Origin of the sequence: Mycobacterium sp. MAA66 (assembly GCF_041261665.1) — a bacterium.
GTDB lineage: Bacteria > Actinomycetota > Actinomycetes > Mycobacteriales > Mycobacteriaceae > Mycobacterium.
Genome location: NZ_JBGCCC010000007.1, coordinates 176,877 through 190,015, shown reverse-complemented (window position 1 = coordinate 190,015; position 13,139 = coordinate 176,877). Strand labels below are relative to the sequence as shown.

The following is a 13,139-nucleotide window of genomic DNA, read 5'->3' as shown; positions in this document are numbered from 1 at the left end:
AATTCTCTTCAGCGATGCGGTGGCACGATGTCGCCCGCACTTTGCACCCGGCCAAGTTGTTCTTGACAAATGCCTCGACAGCACCCTCGGTCAATGCCACGTCTTATGCGCAACGATGCAGGCGCGCAACCGTTTCCCGAATTCTGGGCCCCCAGCCCCCACCGGCGACGGCATCAGCGATGCGGGAGCGCCGGGTGCTCCAGCGGCTCCGCGTGCTCGCGGGCGAGCTGTCCGTCCTGTTGAGCGGTTCCGGCAACTGGCAATCGGTACAAAAGCCCCGGACGCTATTTCATTCCCCCATCGACCCGCAGTATCGAGCCGGTGGTGTATGAGCTCAAGTCGGATGCCAAGTAAAGTGCTGCACCCACGATTTCACGGGGCTCCCCAATGCGTCGCATGGCGATTTGCGCCTCGATGTATTCGACGAACTCCGGCGACCAAGCGTTGGAGATGTCCGTGCTGAAGGTGCCGCACATGATCGCGTTGGCCCGGACCTTCGGCGCAAACGTTTGAGCCAGTCCTTCCGTGAGGGCGTTCAGCCCGGCTTTGGCGGCTGCGTAGGGCAGGATCGCCGCATGGGGCCTTATCGAGCCCACTGACGAGATGTTAATGATGGCCCCACCGTTGCCGGCCGCCATCGCCGTGCCGATACGGGCGGAGAGCCGGAACGGACCCTTCAGGTTCGTGGCGAATACCTTGTCGTACAAGGCTTCTGTGATCTGGTCCATGCTGGGATACAGCGGCGACATTCCAGCGTTGTTGACCAAAATATCTACGGTTCCGAGCTGGGTGTATGCAGTGTCAACCAGAGCATCACACTGGTCCCAGTCGCTGACGTTCGCGGCGACCGGCAGGGCCGTGCGGCCAAACCGCTCGCGGATCTCGACAGCGAGTTGTTCGCAGCTTTCCACCTTGCGACTTGCGATGACGACATCGGCTCCGCGTTCGGCGAAAGCGAGTACCATTTCCCGCCCCAATCCCCTACTGCCGCCGGTGATTAACGCGACCTTGCCGGTCAGATCAGCTTCCTTCATGTGATAACTCCTTACCGATCGAGACCCTCGACGATCGAGCGACCGGCGCTCGGCGGTCATTCCGGGAGAATAGGTTAGTGCGGCCGAGCACGGCGCGATGCCGTTAAGGAATACCGCGGGCCGCTCGAAGCGTGATAGGAGCGGCCGCAACAAGATTCGCGGCGCGAAGTCAACTGCTTCCTGTAGTCCGGCAGTTATCCGCCGGTGAGCTTCGTGAAGTCCCAACTCGTCACCTTGTCGGGAACCACCCGAAGCCAGGCGTGTCGCCGATCCGCAAAGAACTGGTCGGTTCCCATGTACTTGAGCGCGAAGAGCCGTTCCGGGTGCTCTAGCTCCGGATCCGTCGTGCTGGTGCGCGGAACTTCACCGATGACTGCTGCTTGTCCGTGTATCTCGACTCCTTGCAACTCGAGATATTCCGTTCCGGCATCGACAACGATTGCGATCTGCGGATTGTGGGTAATGTCCGTCCAGCGCTGGCTTTTCACGATCGAGTACAACCACAAATTATCGCCGTCCCAGACGAACCATAGCGGTGCAACGTGCAGGCGCCCTGATGCGCTGATGGTGGCACCTCTGCAGGTGCGCTCCCGATCGAGGAAGGAGTCGACTTCCTCGGACGTCATGGCGATCGACTGACCGCGCCGCTGTGGCCTCATCGGCTGCCGCCATCGGCCAGATCAAGGATCGTTATTCCAAATTTGTCGCGGCGACTGGCGTGTGCCAACGCTTGCGGCGCTTCGTCAAGACTGAAGCGTGCGGTGATCGCAGGCTTGACTGTGCCATTAGCGACCAACTCCTCCAGGCGATCCCGGTTTGTTCGGGCATCGCGCGGACAATGGCGTTCGAAATCGACGATTTCGTAGCCTGCGATGCTGCTGCCCTTCAACAGAACCAAGTTCAGTGGCACGTTTGGAATTGCCCCTGACGCGAACCCTGCGACGATGAAGCGGCCCCCGAATCCCGTGGCCCGTAAAGCTTGTTCGCTAGCTTCGCCGCCAACGAGATCAAGGACAACGTCGGCTCCGTCGGTGCATGCTGCCCGGATCGCGTCCTTGAGACTGTCAACGGAGTTGTCGATGACCTCATCGGCACCAGATGCGATGCAAAAGGCTCGCTTCTGTGGTGTCGATGCACAGGCGATAACCCGTGCGCCCAGTGCCTTTCCGATCCCGATGGCGGTGGATCCGACTGCCCCGGCCGCGCCCAGAATGACCAGATCTTCACCTGGGGACAGCTTCGCAATCGAATACAGAGCGTCGAACGCGGTACGGCAGTTCGTCCCTGTCGTGGCCGCGATGTCCGAAGGCAGTCCATCGGGTGTCGGCCGCAGTAGCGTCTCAGGCACCGCCACGCGCTCGGCGAATGCCCCCAGCGGCGCCAGTCCGTGCGCGCGGTCGCCGACAGCGAACCGTGTGCAGTCAGGACCGGCGGCGATGACCGTTCCAGCGATGTCGACACCAGGAGTGAACGGTGTCGGCGGTTTGAGCTGGTAGCGGCCCAGCACCATCAGGGAATCGACGTAGTTCACTGCGGCGGCGGCCACCTCGACAACCACGTTGGAGCCGGTGGCGACTGGTTCGGCGACTTCCTCGACTGCTAGCCGATCCAGCGACCCTAACTCGTTACACACCAACGCTTTCACAGAAAGTCCTCCTTCGTATGGCAACTATGCGATGTTCCGGTGTGGTGCGGCAGCACCATCGATTGGTTGACATGCTTATCGAGATTCATCGGCGTATGGGCGCATCACACTTCGACCGTTTCATCGTCGGGACAGCTACCAGAGGTGTTCAAAGCGGGGTCGTGCTTTCGCTCATCAGGGCATTCCTTTTCCGTGGACCACTACGACGAAACCGCTCGGCTCAACGGGAACGTCGCGCCGAGCGGCCGCAAATCCAAAGACGCGCTGCTAGGCGTTTTCGATCGGTCCGTCGATCCAGAAGTCGCGGGCTTGGCCACGCCGCCGCTCCCAGAGTTCGTTCTTGTCACGGAAGCCGATGACGCCGGTTCCGTGGTCGGCATCGGCGATCTGCCAGATTCCGTTGACCGCACCGGTCAGACCGGCTGAAAGCTTCTCGAAAGCTTGAGCGGTCTTCAGATCGGCCTCCACGCCGTTGTTGATGATGAACTTCAACTGCCGAACAGCCTGCTGGTTCTTGCTCAGCACGACAGCGACCAATTCATCGACAGCGGCGTCGAGTCGTTCGTCAGGCACGACGCGGTTCCACAGGGTCAGCTGCGCAGCACGTGAGGCGGGCTGCAGCGCGCCCAATAGATTGATTTCCTTGGTGAGACGCCGTCCGATGAGACGGGCCATACGTGTGGTGCCGCCCCAGCCGGGGGTGATGCCCACGTCGACCTCCGGCATCCCCCATTTTGTTGACGCGGCCGCGACGACGAAATCACACGCCATGGTGATTTCCAACCCGCCACCGACGGCGTAGCCGTCGACGCGGGCGATTGTCACCTTGTCGAGCTGTTCGAGGGTGTCGGCCATGTGTTGGTATCCGGTGACGCGGCGCATGGCCTCGTTGGGGTTACCCCATTGGCCCATTTCGGTGATGTCATCACCGGCGCAAAACGTTCCGCCGGCACCTTGGATGACCAGCACTTTCAGCGCGGAACTGTCGCGCACGCGCTCAATGGCGTGGATGAGTTCGTCGGATAGTGCGATCGACAGAGCGTTGCGTGCTTGCGGTCGGTTCAGTGTGAGCCGAGCCACCGGACCGTCCTCAACGTACTTGAGGTACTTGTAGTTGCCATCAACGTTGTGCGCCGACGGTGCAGGCGCTGCCTGCATGGGTGTGTGAGTCATTGCTCCCTCGCTGTCGGTAGTAAATTACTACCGACAAAGTGAAGCACAGAAGGTACTGATCTGCAACCGACTAATGGGTAAAGTTTTGTGCATGCGATCCCTCGACGATCACCGCAACGACTCCGTGGCAGCAGCTCTCTTAGAAGTCGGCGACCGGTGGACTTTTCTTGTGCTGCGCGAATGCTTCTTCGGGGTACGACGGTTCACCGACATGCAACGCAACATTGGGGTGGCGCGCAACATCTTGGCGGACCGACTCACCCGGTTGGTTGCCCTGCAGATCCTCGAGAAACACCGCTACACCGAACGACCGCCACGAGACGAATACCGACTGACCGACAAGGGACGCGATCTCTATGGCGTGACGGTGGCACTGATGACTTGGGCGGACCGTTGGATCGTCGACAAACCCCCACTGACACTGCGACACAAGGTTGACGGAGGACAGATCGAACAAGTCCTGCGCTGCACCTGCTGCGGCGATCACCTCGCGGTCAACGATATCGAGTACCAGCCCACCGAGATAGCTAACGACTGAGCGCAATACCGTCAGCGCCTCGAAGGTTCCAGGCGGCTGTGGCGGTGCCCAGACCCTCGCCTCAGCAGCGATCAAGTCGGATTGCGTAATGCAAATCGGTTGCGGGCCAATTTCTTTGACCGATAATCACGCCGGACTCGGTGCGCACGGGCATGTTTGCTGACGATGATCGCCTCAGGCCGCGGCGTCAAACTCCAGGCCTGGAACGCAAAACGGTTCAATGCATGCCGGAGTCGGAATGCGCCGAGTGGCAGCTGCTTTTGGATCGACTCTAGTCAGCTCAATCGGCGGCAAGTCGTCTCACCCCTCAAGCACAGATCGAGCTTCGATCGCATGGGCGAACCATCCGGAACCGGCCGATCATCTCCGCCGCCACGCCGAAGTCGCATCGACCGCCCGTGGTCTGTCTTTGACTGTGCTGCAAACATTTTGGTCAGCACGGATGTGATCGACGAACCGCGCCAGGGCAGGACACGACTGTAAGGTGCGTGTTGGGTCATCTAATTTGGCCATGCCGCTTGCAGGTTTCGCCCGGATGCTCACTGCTGGACGCCGCCGCGCGGTCTGGTCAGCTTGGCGAAGTGGTCCCATCCACCCACACCTACTGGATCGAGCGCCGAACGCGATGTCCCGGCGGCTCTGCCGGCCAACGGATCTGGACTGGCAGACAGCTGATCGATCACCGTGGTTGGCGACGCGGCGGCGTGATATTGGGTCGCGGCGACGGCATTAATCCGAGTACCGGCCTGCTGAAGTGCTGCACTGCTCTGCTGCAACCGCTCGGTGCCGCCTCCCAACGGTGAGATCGAACTTCTCCGGTCCAACCTCGTAGCAGGTTGGTCGCAGTACCGTCGGAGGTATGTGTCGACCGCGCCGAGGTCAGCATCAGGGCGCCATTGTTCGTATCACCGCTCGCACGTGGGCGGAAGCGCACCCACAGCCGATCATCGCGCGACAACGCGGATGGGCGTAAGCGGCGTTCAGGAGACGTCGCTCGTGCGTACCGCGGCAAACCGTACTTCGGCGGCGCGACGGCGGGTGGGAACATGCTCGGTTGGAATTCCGTCGGCCGGCGGCGCGTAGTTCTTGAGCACTGCGCGGGCTACCGATTGGCGGTGCACTTCATCAGGTCCGTCGTAGAACCGCGCGGCGCGCGCGAATCGGTACATACGCTCTAGTGGCAGATCAGTGGAGTAACCCAGCGATCCGTGGGCTTGCACCGCCCGGTCAACGATGTCGTGCAGCACCTTGGCCCCAAAAAACTTGATCATGGAAATATCAGTGCGAGCGGCGCGTTGGCCCTGGGTGTCGATCTTCCATGCGGCGTGCAGCGTCATCAGCCGAGCGGCCTGTAGCTCGGCGGCCGAGTCGGCAATCCAGTTCTGGATGGTCTGCTTGTCGGCGAGCAGACTGCCGTGGCTGTACCGGTACAGCGCCCGCTCGCACAACGCGTCCAGCGCACGTTGGGCTTGACCAAGCCAGCGCATGCAGTGATGAATGCGGCCCGGGCCCAGCCGTGCTTGGGCGATCATGAACCCCTTGCCGCGAGGGCCGAGCAGCGCGTCCGCACCGACATGGACGTCGCGCAGAGTCACTTCGGCGTGGTTGCCGAAGCGGCCGAAGGTCTCCTCGGGATGCTCCATGGTAGCGATGTCGCGGACCACCGAAAGACCCGGTGTTGCAGCCGGAACGACGAAGATTGAGGCTCGTTCGTGTCTGAGCGCATCCGGGTCGGTGACCGCCACAACCAGAAACACGTCGGCGATGGAAGCGTTAGTGGCCATCCATTTGTCGCCGTTCAGAATCCAGCCGTCACCGTTGGACACTGCCGAGGTGGTGATCATGGTGGGATCGGCTCCGGCCCCGGGCTCGGTCAGCATGAAACATGAATAGATGTCGCCGGCCAACAGCGGCCGCAGCCACCGATATTTCTGCTGTTCGTTGCCGACCAGAGCGAGAATCTCGGTGTTGCCCGAATCCGGTGCAGAGCAACCAGAATACCAGTGGCGCATAGGGTGAGGTGCCGAGGATTTCATGCAGCAGGCCGAGCTGAACCTGGCCCAAACCTTGGCCGCCGTGTTCGGGTGGCAAGTGTGCTGCCCAAAGTCCGTGCGTGCGGACCTGCTCCTGCAGCGGAGCGATGGCGGTGCGGAGATCGGAAAGTTCCCACTGCACGGTTTCCAAGGGCAGTATCTCGTCGTGGACGAAGCTACGCGCCCAATCCAGCTTTGCGGCGTAGTCCGGGTCGGTGCTGAACTCCCACATTCTTTGGGGCCTTCCGGTCGATTCGGTGCGAGCCAGCACGAAGGCGGCGAACTCGCTCGGGCAGCAGGAGGCGTGCCCAGCGCCCGCCGTCGTGGTGGGTGACATGGTCGGCATCGGACTCCAGCGCTCACCCAAGGACACCCGGGCTCACTTGTCTGGCGAGAAACGGACGGGCGCTCATGCGTTTCTCACCATCAGGCCGCCGTCGACGGGGATAACCGCCCCGGTGATGTAAGAAGCCGAAGGCATCAACAAGGACACGATGATGTGGGCGACCTCTTCCGGGTCACCGTAACGCCGCAAGGCCGTTCGTCGCCGAGCGAAGGCTCGTTTGGCATCAATTGACACGGCAGCAGTCATCGCAGTCTCAATCGGGCCCGGACAAACACAATTGACTGTCACGCCTACGGGGCCCAGCTCGACGGCCAGTGACCGTGTGAGTCCGACCACCCCATGCTTGGCCACGGTGTAAGGAAGTAGGCCAGCGGTGGCGCCCAATCCTTCCGATGACGCGATATTCACTATGCGTCCGTTGCCATTTCGGGCGAGATCGTCGACAGTGGCACGCACGAATTCGGCATACGCGCTCAGATTCACCGTCAAACTAGCCGACCAAACCGAATCGAATCTCTCATCGGTTATTCCGGCGACGGCGGCAAAGCCAGCGTTATTCACCACAGCGTCGATCGGCCCTAGCTGGTTGCGGATCTCGAGGACCGCCCGCGAGGGCGCCCCAGCCTCTTCAAGATCGACGACCACAGCATGTGCGCGGACACCGACGTGAGTGAGCTCGTGCCAAACCGCCTCCAGTCGTTCAGCGTCTCGATCCACGAGTCCAACCGCAGCTCCCTCGTCTGCGAGCAAGCAAGCCGTCGCGCGGCCCACACCACTGGCCGCCCCCGTGACCACGACGACGCTCTCCGATAACGTTCGACGGAGTTTGGAAAGGCGTGCTTTGTCTACCGTCAACGTTCGTCACCTTCTGCCATTTGGTGGTGCCAAATTCACGCGCTTGTTTGATCCGCTTGGTTCGGGGACCGTGCCGGGCCGATTGCGCGGCGAGACGCGGACCCACACTCAACTGTTGACCCGCAGAACTAGTTTGCCGGTGAGGTTGGCTGAGCCGAGTTGTCGATGGGCGTCGGCAGCTTGATCCAGCGAATAGGTGCGGTCGATGAGCGGGTCAATCGTCTTGTCGGCGAGCAGCGCCAGCAGGTGGCCCAGGTCTTCCGAGAACCAGCCCGGTCGATGGTCGGTGAGCTTATCGATGCGATAGCCGGCGACAGATTTGGATTGCTGGATGAGGGTGAGCGGGGTGAGGAAAGGCTGTTTCACGAAGGCAGGCAGCGCTTTGCGCAGGCGGCGCCGTCCGTTCTCGGTAGCGGCGGAAAATCCGTAGCCCACGAGAATGCCCGCGCTGGTCAGCGCCCGCAGCGATCGGCGCCAATTGTCGCCTCCGATCGGATCGAACACGGCGTCAGCACCGCCGGCAGCGTTGACGACGGCTACAAAGTCCTCCGCGTTGTAATCAATTGGGTGAGCACCGAGCGACCGAATCAGATCGTGCTTTCGCCGCGACGCGGTGGCGAAGACTTCGATGTCGGTGCCTGCGGTCAGTTGCAGCATCGCAGTACCGACGCCGCCAGCGCCGCCGTGAACCACGATGCGATCTCCGGGCCGGCTACGGGCGACGCGGTGCAGCATCTGCCATGCAGTGATGTAGTTGAGCACGACGGCAACGACCCTGGCCGGGTCCAGTTCGGGCGCGTGCCTTACTGCCGCCCAAGCCGGGACCGTGACGACTTCGCTGTAGCCACCGTCACCGCCGGTCCAGGCGGCCACGTGTTCGCCCACCAGGGAGGTGGGGGCGTCAGGCCCAACCGCGTCGACTACGCCGGCGACGTCATAGCCAGGGACCATCGGCGGGCGGGGTTGACGGCGCAAGCCTTCGCGCAGCAGCACGTCGCCGAAGGCCACGCCGGCAGCGAGCACGCGGATTCGCACACGATCGCCGGTCGGCTCCTCGGTGACCGTCTCTTCGAGAGCAAGGACATCGGGTCCACCAAAACGGCGCGCCACGATGCGCTTGTGCGTTGCACCACTCATGTCCCTTTTCGCCTTCCGGGCGTCTTGTCGGGGGCCAACGTAGCGTTGACTTCGTCGGGTGTGGACTTGGACTCGCGGCTGATTGTTTCGGGTTGAAGATCGCGCGCGCGCAGTGGTTCTCGGCAACAGTTGCAGATCAGCACAGGGGTGGTCAGCTGTCCGCAGGACGTGTGCCGTAGGGCGCGCACCACAGGTTCGTCGCCGAGGTGTTCCTCAGCCCATTGCGCCAATGACAGCAGTGCCGGTACGGCGTCGCGCGCATGGTCGCTGAGGTGATATTCGTACCAGTCGGGATCGACGCGGTAACGATGTTTGGTGATGAATCCAGCGTCGGCGAGCACGGTGAGCCGTGAGGTCAAGATGTTCGGTGCGATGCCGAGCGCGCGCTGCAACTGGCCGAAGCGCCGCACTCCGAAGAACACTTCGCGCAGGATGAGGTAATTCCACCGCTCACCGATCAATTCGACAGCGGCGGCGCCGGGATTACGGTTCGCGGGACGGTGGTCGGCCATGATGGGCAGGCTAGTAGACACCGCTGAGCTTTCTGTGGTCCCAGCTGATGATGCGCGTCCGGCGGGAGCGCGGGCCAACAATTTTGGCGACTTGCCTGTCCACGAGTTGCGTCTCCCCATCGCGAACGGAGCGGGCCTTGCACTCCTGGGCCAGGAAGGCGCCTACTTCGGCCTCGCTCATGCGGGTTTCGTCTCGCCGGGGCATTGATGACTCCTTGGGGCTTGCACCGTCTAACGTGCTTCAACTAGCATATTGCAAGTACTTGTTCTTTGCAATGAAAGGCCTGTCGTGGTCGAGACCGAATCCGCTTCTCCGCTGTGTCGGTCGAGCGTGCCTGCAGCGCTCTTGGATTCGACGCGGTGGCATCCCGAGCGCGTTGCCGCCCTGGACGGGGCCGGCGCTGTGCGCTTGAGTTGGGGCGACGTTGCCGCCGCCTTCAAGGGATAGGGCTGGTATCCATGTCGAATCTGAGTTACTGCCCGCCTGAGAGTCGGATGGAGGGCAAGGTAGCGATCATCACCGGTGCTGCGTCCGGAATGGGAGCTGCGTGCGCCCAACGGTTCGCAGCTGAGGGCGCAAACATCGTCATGACCGACGTCAACATGGCTGCTGGCCAGGAAGGTGCCGCGAAACTTGGCCCTCGCGCAGTCTTTATTCGCCAAGACATTGCCCAGCAGGACAGTTGGGCGCGCGTGGTCGCTGAGGCGGAGGATCACTTTGGCCCCGTAAACGTCCTCTTCAACAACGCCGGCGCCCACACCCCCGGATTTATCGAGCAGAGTGACCCGGACAATTGGGCGCGCGCAATCTCGGTGAATCTCGAGGGCACGCTGTGGGGGATCAGGACCGTCGTGCCGTCCATGAAAAGGGCCGGCGGCGGCTCGATCGTGAACGTTTCGTCGCTGCAAGGCCGAGAGGCTGACATCGGCTTGGTTCCCTACGTCGCGGCGAAGTTTGGCGTGCGCGGGCTGACCAAGTCAGCCGCAATCGAACTCGGCAGATATGGAATCCGGGTCAATGCCATCTTCCCGGGACTCGTCCGAACGGGCATGACTGGTGCTACGCCCCAGCATCTTCTCGGCAAAATTCCGTTGCGACGGGCAGGAACCGATGATCGCGCCGGAATCGCAGAAGACGTCGCGGCTCTTGTGACATTCCTTTGCTCTGATCGCGCGGGCTATATCACCGGAGCCGAAGTCGTCATCGACGGCGGCAAGTCCGTGCGCTTCCCGAATCGACTACAAGATTACCGCAGCGAGGTCATGCAGTTTGAATCGAACGCAGGAGGTAATTGAGCGTGGGCGCACTCGATAACAAGGCAATCCTCGTGTCGGGACCGGAGACCAAACGCGTCGAGCAGCTTGCCGCGGCCTTGCGAAACGAAGGAGCATCTGCAATGTTCGCTTCGGTTACCGAGACAGCTTTCGACGGTGCCACGTTCGACGGTGCTGTCTACGTCGCCGGTACCCCAAGCGACTACGGCATTGGCCCAATTCACCTAGCGGAGTACGTCAGCGTGGTGATTCAGGGTGCTTTGGACGCCCTGCGGCGGATCAGCAGATCCGAATCGACTGATGGATCAATCGTCATCATCACGCCTTCTGCTGGCTCTGCGTTCAATAGCGATATCGTTGCACTGAGCACAGCGAGCCATGCGCTTCGCGGGCTTGCACGAGGATGGGTGGTGGCGGAAGGGGATCGCGCCATCCGAAGCAACGTCATTCAACCGGGAATCCTTCAGGGCGAGCTGCCCGCTGCGGGACCCAATCCGTCGATTCCGCTGCAGGATCGGCTCGGCACCGTCGATGACATGGCTGCGGCCGCTGCGTTCTTCCTGTCTGATGACTCGACTTACGTCACGGGCTCGGAACTGAACATCGACGGAGGACTTGCAGAAGACCGCCAGTCGCTTATGTCGTTGTTATGGTCGAGAGGACTGGTCAATCCGTTTGTCGCGCAGTAGTTTTCGCCGACCAAGACGAGTCTGGGTGAGGTCAAATCGCACGCAGGACAACGGTGAGTATCCGCCACGAGATACGACACCGGTCTGAGCGACGGTCCGGGCACTCAACCAGCTCAGCGTCGGAATTGACGAACTCCGCGAAACGCTTTCACCACAGAAGGAATCAGCGGTCGTACCCTTCCCGCGACGATCACCTGGCAAGGAGCGCCGCTGCTACCCGCACCAGGTGCTTGGGGCAACGGCCGAAAGCATCCGCGAATTGTCGAGGCACAAATGGGAGTTGCCGATGAGTTGCGAGATGAGTTGCCTGGCATGACATTTCATCTTGAAACGTCAGGACTGCACGCAAATTGCCCGAATTTGCACCGAGTTGCTCAGCTTAAGCTGAGTTGTGAGCGCACACGAAAGCTTGGGTCCTCGCGTAATTTGTTGACAAGCAGGGCGATTCTGTCCTCGTCGGGGCTGGCGCCGCTGGTCGTTATCTTTTTGAGTGACGTCGCGAGCTCTGATCGTACGTTGGCTGCTGCATCACCTGCCATGTCGTCCATGGCGTCGTAATCCAGCTCGGGCAGGTATGGAAGCAGAGCCGCGCCGAGCTGTCTCAGCTCGCGGTCGGCGCTGTAGGCCATGGCCCGCCATGGCATGTCTGGCACAAACCCGCGCTGGGTGAAGTAGGTCGCGCAGTCGTGCCACCTCATCAATGAGGTGGGTGCCGCTTGGGTCGTAGAGCTGCCCGATCAGGTCTGCTATGCGTGAGTCACGTTCTCGTACTTCGGTTTTACCGTTATTGCAGTGCGCTTCTGCGTTGAGGGCTCGCTCGCGCCAGGACGACGTGCGCTCATCGATTTGTTGGTCGGTACGGGGCCGTTCATGTCCCGATGTCCGTGCCAGCCAGGATGGTGTCGGCGACGAGGTTCGGCGCCTCCGCCATCGGCGTGTGCCCGACGTCGGGCAGCTCCAGCCAGCGGGTGTGAGCGGGCAACTGGTCGCGGAACTGACCGTCGCTGGGGCGGACCATGCGGTCTTCGGTGCCTATCGCGACAGTGATCGGGATACTCAGGTGCTGCCCACCCTCGAACCGGGTCCGCCCTGCCTCGCCCCGCATCCGCAGCAGGGTGGGTACCGATCTGGTGACCTCCTGCAGCTTCGAGATTGCGTCGCGCGCGGGCATTCGGTCGGCGTGAGCGAGCGCTACTGAAAGGGCTCGTTTGCGTATCGCGGGCACATGCAGCAGGTAGCGAACAGGGGTGTAAGCGATCCACGCCCCGGACGCGGCCAATGCAAACTGACCCTGAGTGCGCAACGGTAGGCCGCGGGCCCACAGGCCGGCCGGGGAGATCGCGACTACCGACCGAGCCATCCCACGCTTGGCTGCCTCGAGCGCGAACCATCCACCCATGGAATTTCCCGCGATATCGACCGGTCCCTCGATGCCGTGGTGTGTCAACTCGGCTGCAAGCTCCTGCATCGCCCAGTCCATCGTGAACGCCGTCCCGCGCATCGCGGGTGTCTCCCCGAAACCGGGAAAGTCCAGCGCGATCGCGTGCCGCTGCGAAGACAGCCGGTCCATGATCGGCAGCCACGCCCGTGCGGAGGAACCGGCGCCGTGCAACAGGATCAGCGGCCGCCCGTTGCCGCGTTCGATGTAATTCCATCTGGTCATCAGTCAACTCCTTTGTGTCATCTGGGCGCGCGGCACCCGTCAGCGTTCATTCTGGTTTTGCAGTTCCAACCACAATCGGAAGCGGGGCTACCGGGCACACTCTTGGAACGGGAGCGTTGTTGCCGGCGCAACGGAGGGTGGCGAGCGGGTCGCCGTCGGCTGTGCTGGCTGGATGGCGACGTGGGGGCGTCGATGATGCGATCACTGCCAGGCTGGGTACGGTCGGCGTCGGTGAACCC

General features: G+C 62.0%; 13 protein-coding genes and 1 pseudogene. 3 read left to right on the top strand and 11 right to left on the bottom strand.

Translation table 11 applies throughout. The features are described from left to right. Positions 1 to 284: 284 nt before the first annotated feature. The 4 genes from ABIA30_RS19915 to ABIA30_RS19900 form a co-directional block, all read right to left on the bottom strand. On the bottom strand, positions 285 to 1,034 hold the full coding sequence (locus ABIA30_RS19915; RefSeq protein WP_370068495.1) for an SDR family NAD(P)-dependent oxidoreductase: 750 nt from the start codon (positions 1,032 to 1,034) through the stop codon (positions 285 to 287). Positions 1,035 to 1,228: 194 nt separating this feature from the next. Further along, positions 1,229 to 1,693 (bottom strand): pyridoxamine 5'-phosphate oxidase family protein, encoded by a 465-nt coding sequence (locus tag ABIA30_RS19910; protein ID WP_370068493.1) that lies wholly within the window; start codon positions 1,691 to 1,693, stop codon positions 1,229 to 1,231. Then, the gene (locus tag ABIA30_RS19905; protein WP_370068629.1) at positions 1,690 to 2,592 is read right to left on the bottom strand and encodes an NADPH:quinone oxidoreductase family protein; all 903 of its coding nucleotides are present in this window, start codon (positions 2,590 to 2,592) and stop codon (positions 1,690 to 1,692) included. The genes ABIA30_RS19910 and ABIA30_RS19905 overlap by 4 nt, the downstream gene beginning before the upstream one ends. A gap of 354 nt (positions 2,593 to 2,946) precedes the next feature. Beyond that, positions 2,947 to 3,852: an enoyl-CoA hydratase/isomerase family protein gene (locus ABIA30_RS19900; RefSeq protein WP_370068491.1), complete on the bottom strand. Its 906-nt coding sequence runs from the start codon at positions 3,850 to 3,852 to the stop codon at positions 2,947 to 2,949. Positions 3,853 to 3,943: 91 nt separating this feature from the next. Between ABIA30_RS19900 and ABIA30_RS19895 the strand changes: the two genes are divergently transcribed. Beyond that, positions 3,944 to 4,390 carry a winged helix-turn-helix transcriptional regulator gene (locus ABIA30_RS19895; RefSeq protein ID WP_370068489.1) on the top strand — a complete coding sequence of 149 codons (447 nt, stop codon included), beginning with the start codon at positions 3,944 to 3,946 and terminating at the stop codon, positions 4,388 to 4,390. A 539-nt stretch (positions 4,391 to 4,929) separates the two neighbouring features. On the opposite strand, the gene ABIA30_RS19890 is transcribed toward ABIA30_RS19895, so the two are convergent. From ABIA30_RS19890 to ABIA30_RS19870, 5 genes and pseudogenes are all read right to left on the bottom strand, one after another. Continuing rightward, positions 4,930 to 5,187, bottom strand: a complete 258-nt coding sequence (locus tag ABIA30_RS19890; RefSeq protein WP_370068487.1) for a hypothetical protein — start codon at positions 5,185 to 5,187, stop codon at positions 4,930 to 4,932. 183 nt (positions 5,188 to 5,370) lie between these two features. Then, a pseudogene (locus tag ABIA30_RS19885) lies at positions 5,371 to 6,655 on the bottom strand (acyl-CoA dehydrogenase family protein). A 177-nt stretch (positions 6,656 to 6,832) separates the two neighbouring features. Beyond that, positions 6,833 to 7,624, bottom strand: a complete 792-nt coding sequence (locus ABIA30_RS19880; protein WP_370068485.1) for an SDR family NAD(P)-dependent oxidoreductase — start codon at positions 7,622 to 7,624, stop codon at positions 6,833 to 6,835. Between the two features lie 108 nt (positions 7,625 to 7,732). Beyond that, positions 7,733 to 8,761, bottom strand: coding sequence for a zinc-binding dehydrogenase (locus ABIA30_RS19875; protein ID WP_370068483.1), 1,029 nt, complete (start codon positions 8,759 to 8,761; stop codon positions 7,733 to 7,735). Beyond that, complete coding sequence (locus ABIA30_RS19870; protein WP_370068481.1) at positions 8,758 to 9,273, bottom strand: winged helix-turn-helix transcriptional regulator; 516 nt, start codon at positions 9,271 to 9,273, stop codon at positions 8,758 to 8,760. The genes ABIA30_RS19875 and ABIA30_RS19870 overlap by 4 nt, the downstream gene beginning before the upstream one ends. Positions 9,274 to 9,732: 459 nt before the next feature. On the opposite strand from ABIA30_RS19870, the gene ABIA30_RS19865 reads away from it, so the two are divergent. Further along, complete coding sequence (locus ABIA30_RS19865; RefSeq protein ID WP_370068479.1) at positions 9,733 to 10,569, top strand: SDR family NAD(P)-dependent oxidoreductase; 837 nt, start codon at positions 9,733 to 9,735, stop codon at positions 10,567 to 10,569. Between the two features lie 2 nt (positions 10,570 to 10,571). Next, positions 10,572 to 11,237 (top strand): SDR family oxidoreductase, encoded by a 666-nt coding sequence (locus ABIA30_RS19860; RefSeq protein WP_370068477.1) that lies wholly within the window; start codon positions 10,572 to 10,574, stop codon positions 11,235 to 11,237. A 374-nt stretch (positions 11,238 to 11,611) separates the two neighbouring features. Here the strand turns inward: ABIA30_RS19860 and ABIA30_RS19855 are convergent, their stop codons facing one another. Together ABIA30_RS19855 and ABIA30_RS19850 are read right to left on the bottom strand one after the other, a co-directional pair. Further along, complete coding sequence (locus ABIA30_RS19855) at positions 11,612 to 11,866, bottom strand: hypothetical protein (RefSeq protein WP_370068476.1); 255 nt, start codon at positions 11,864 to 11,866, stop codon at positions 11,612 to 11,614. A 239-nt stretch (positions 11,867 to 12,105) separates the two neighbouring features. Beyond that, positions 12,106 to 12,900 carry an alpha/beta fold hydrolase gene (locus tag ABIA30_RS19850; protein WP_370068474.1) on the bottom strand — a complete coding sequence of 265 codons (795 nt, stop codon included), beginning with the start codon at positions 12,898 to 12,900 and terminating at the stop codon, positions 12,106 to 12,108. Between the last annotated feature and the right edge of the window lie 239 nt (positions 12,901 to 13,139).

Coding starts and splice junctions, on each gene's coding strand:
- ABIA30_RS19870 (WP_370068481.1), bottom strand. CDS start 9,273: ATGGCCGACCACCGTCCCGCGAACCGTAATCCCGGCGCCGCCGCTGTC.
- ABIA30_RS19850 (WP_370068474.1), bottom strand. CDS start 12,900: ATGACCAGATGGAATTACATCGAACGCGGCAACGGGCGGCCGCTGATC.
- ABIA30_RS19910 (WP_370068493.1), bottom strand. CDS start 1,693: ATGAGGCCACAGCGGCGCGGTCAGTCGATCGCCATGACGTCCGAGGAA.
- ABIA30_RS19895 (WP_370068489.1), top strand. CDS start 3,944: ATGCGATCCCTCGACGATCACCGCAACGACTCCGTGGCAGCAGCTCTC.
- ABIA30_RS19900 (WP_370068491.1), bottom strand. CDS start 3,852: ATGACTCACACACCCATGCAGGCAGCGCCTGCACCGTCGGCGCACAAC.
- ABIA30_RS19855 (WP_370068476.1), bottom strand. CDS start 11,866: ATGGCCTACAGCGCCGACCGCGAGCTGAGACAGCTCGGCGCGGCTCTG.
- ABIA30_RS19865 (WP_370068479.1), top strand. CDS start 9,733: ATGTCGAATCTGAGTTACTGCCCGCCTGAGAGTCGGATGGAGGGCAAG.
- ABIA30_RS19915 (WP_370068495.1), bottom strand. CDS start 1,034: ATGAAGGAAGCTGATCTGACCGGCAAGGTCGCGTTAATCACCGGCGGC.
- ABIA30_RS19875 (WP_370068483.1), bottom strand. CDS start 8,761: ATGAGTGGTGCAACGCACAAGCGCATCGTGGCGCGCCGTTTTGGTGGA.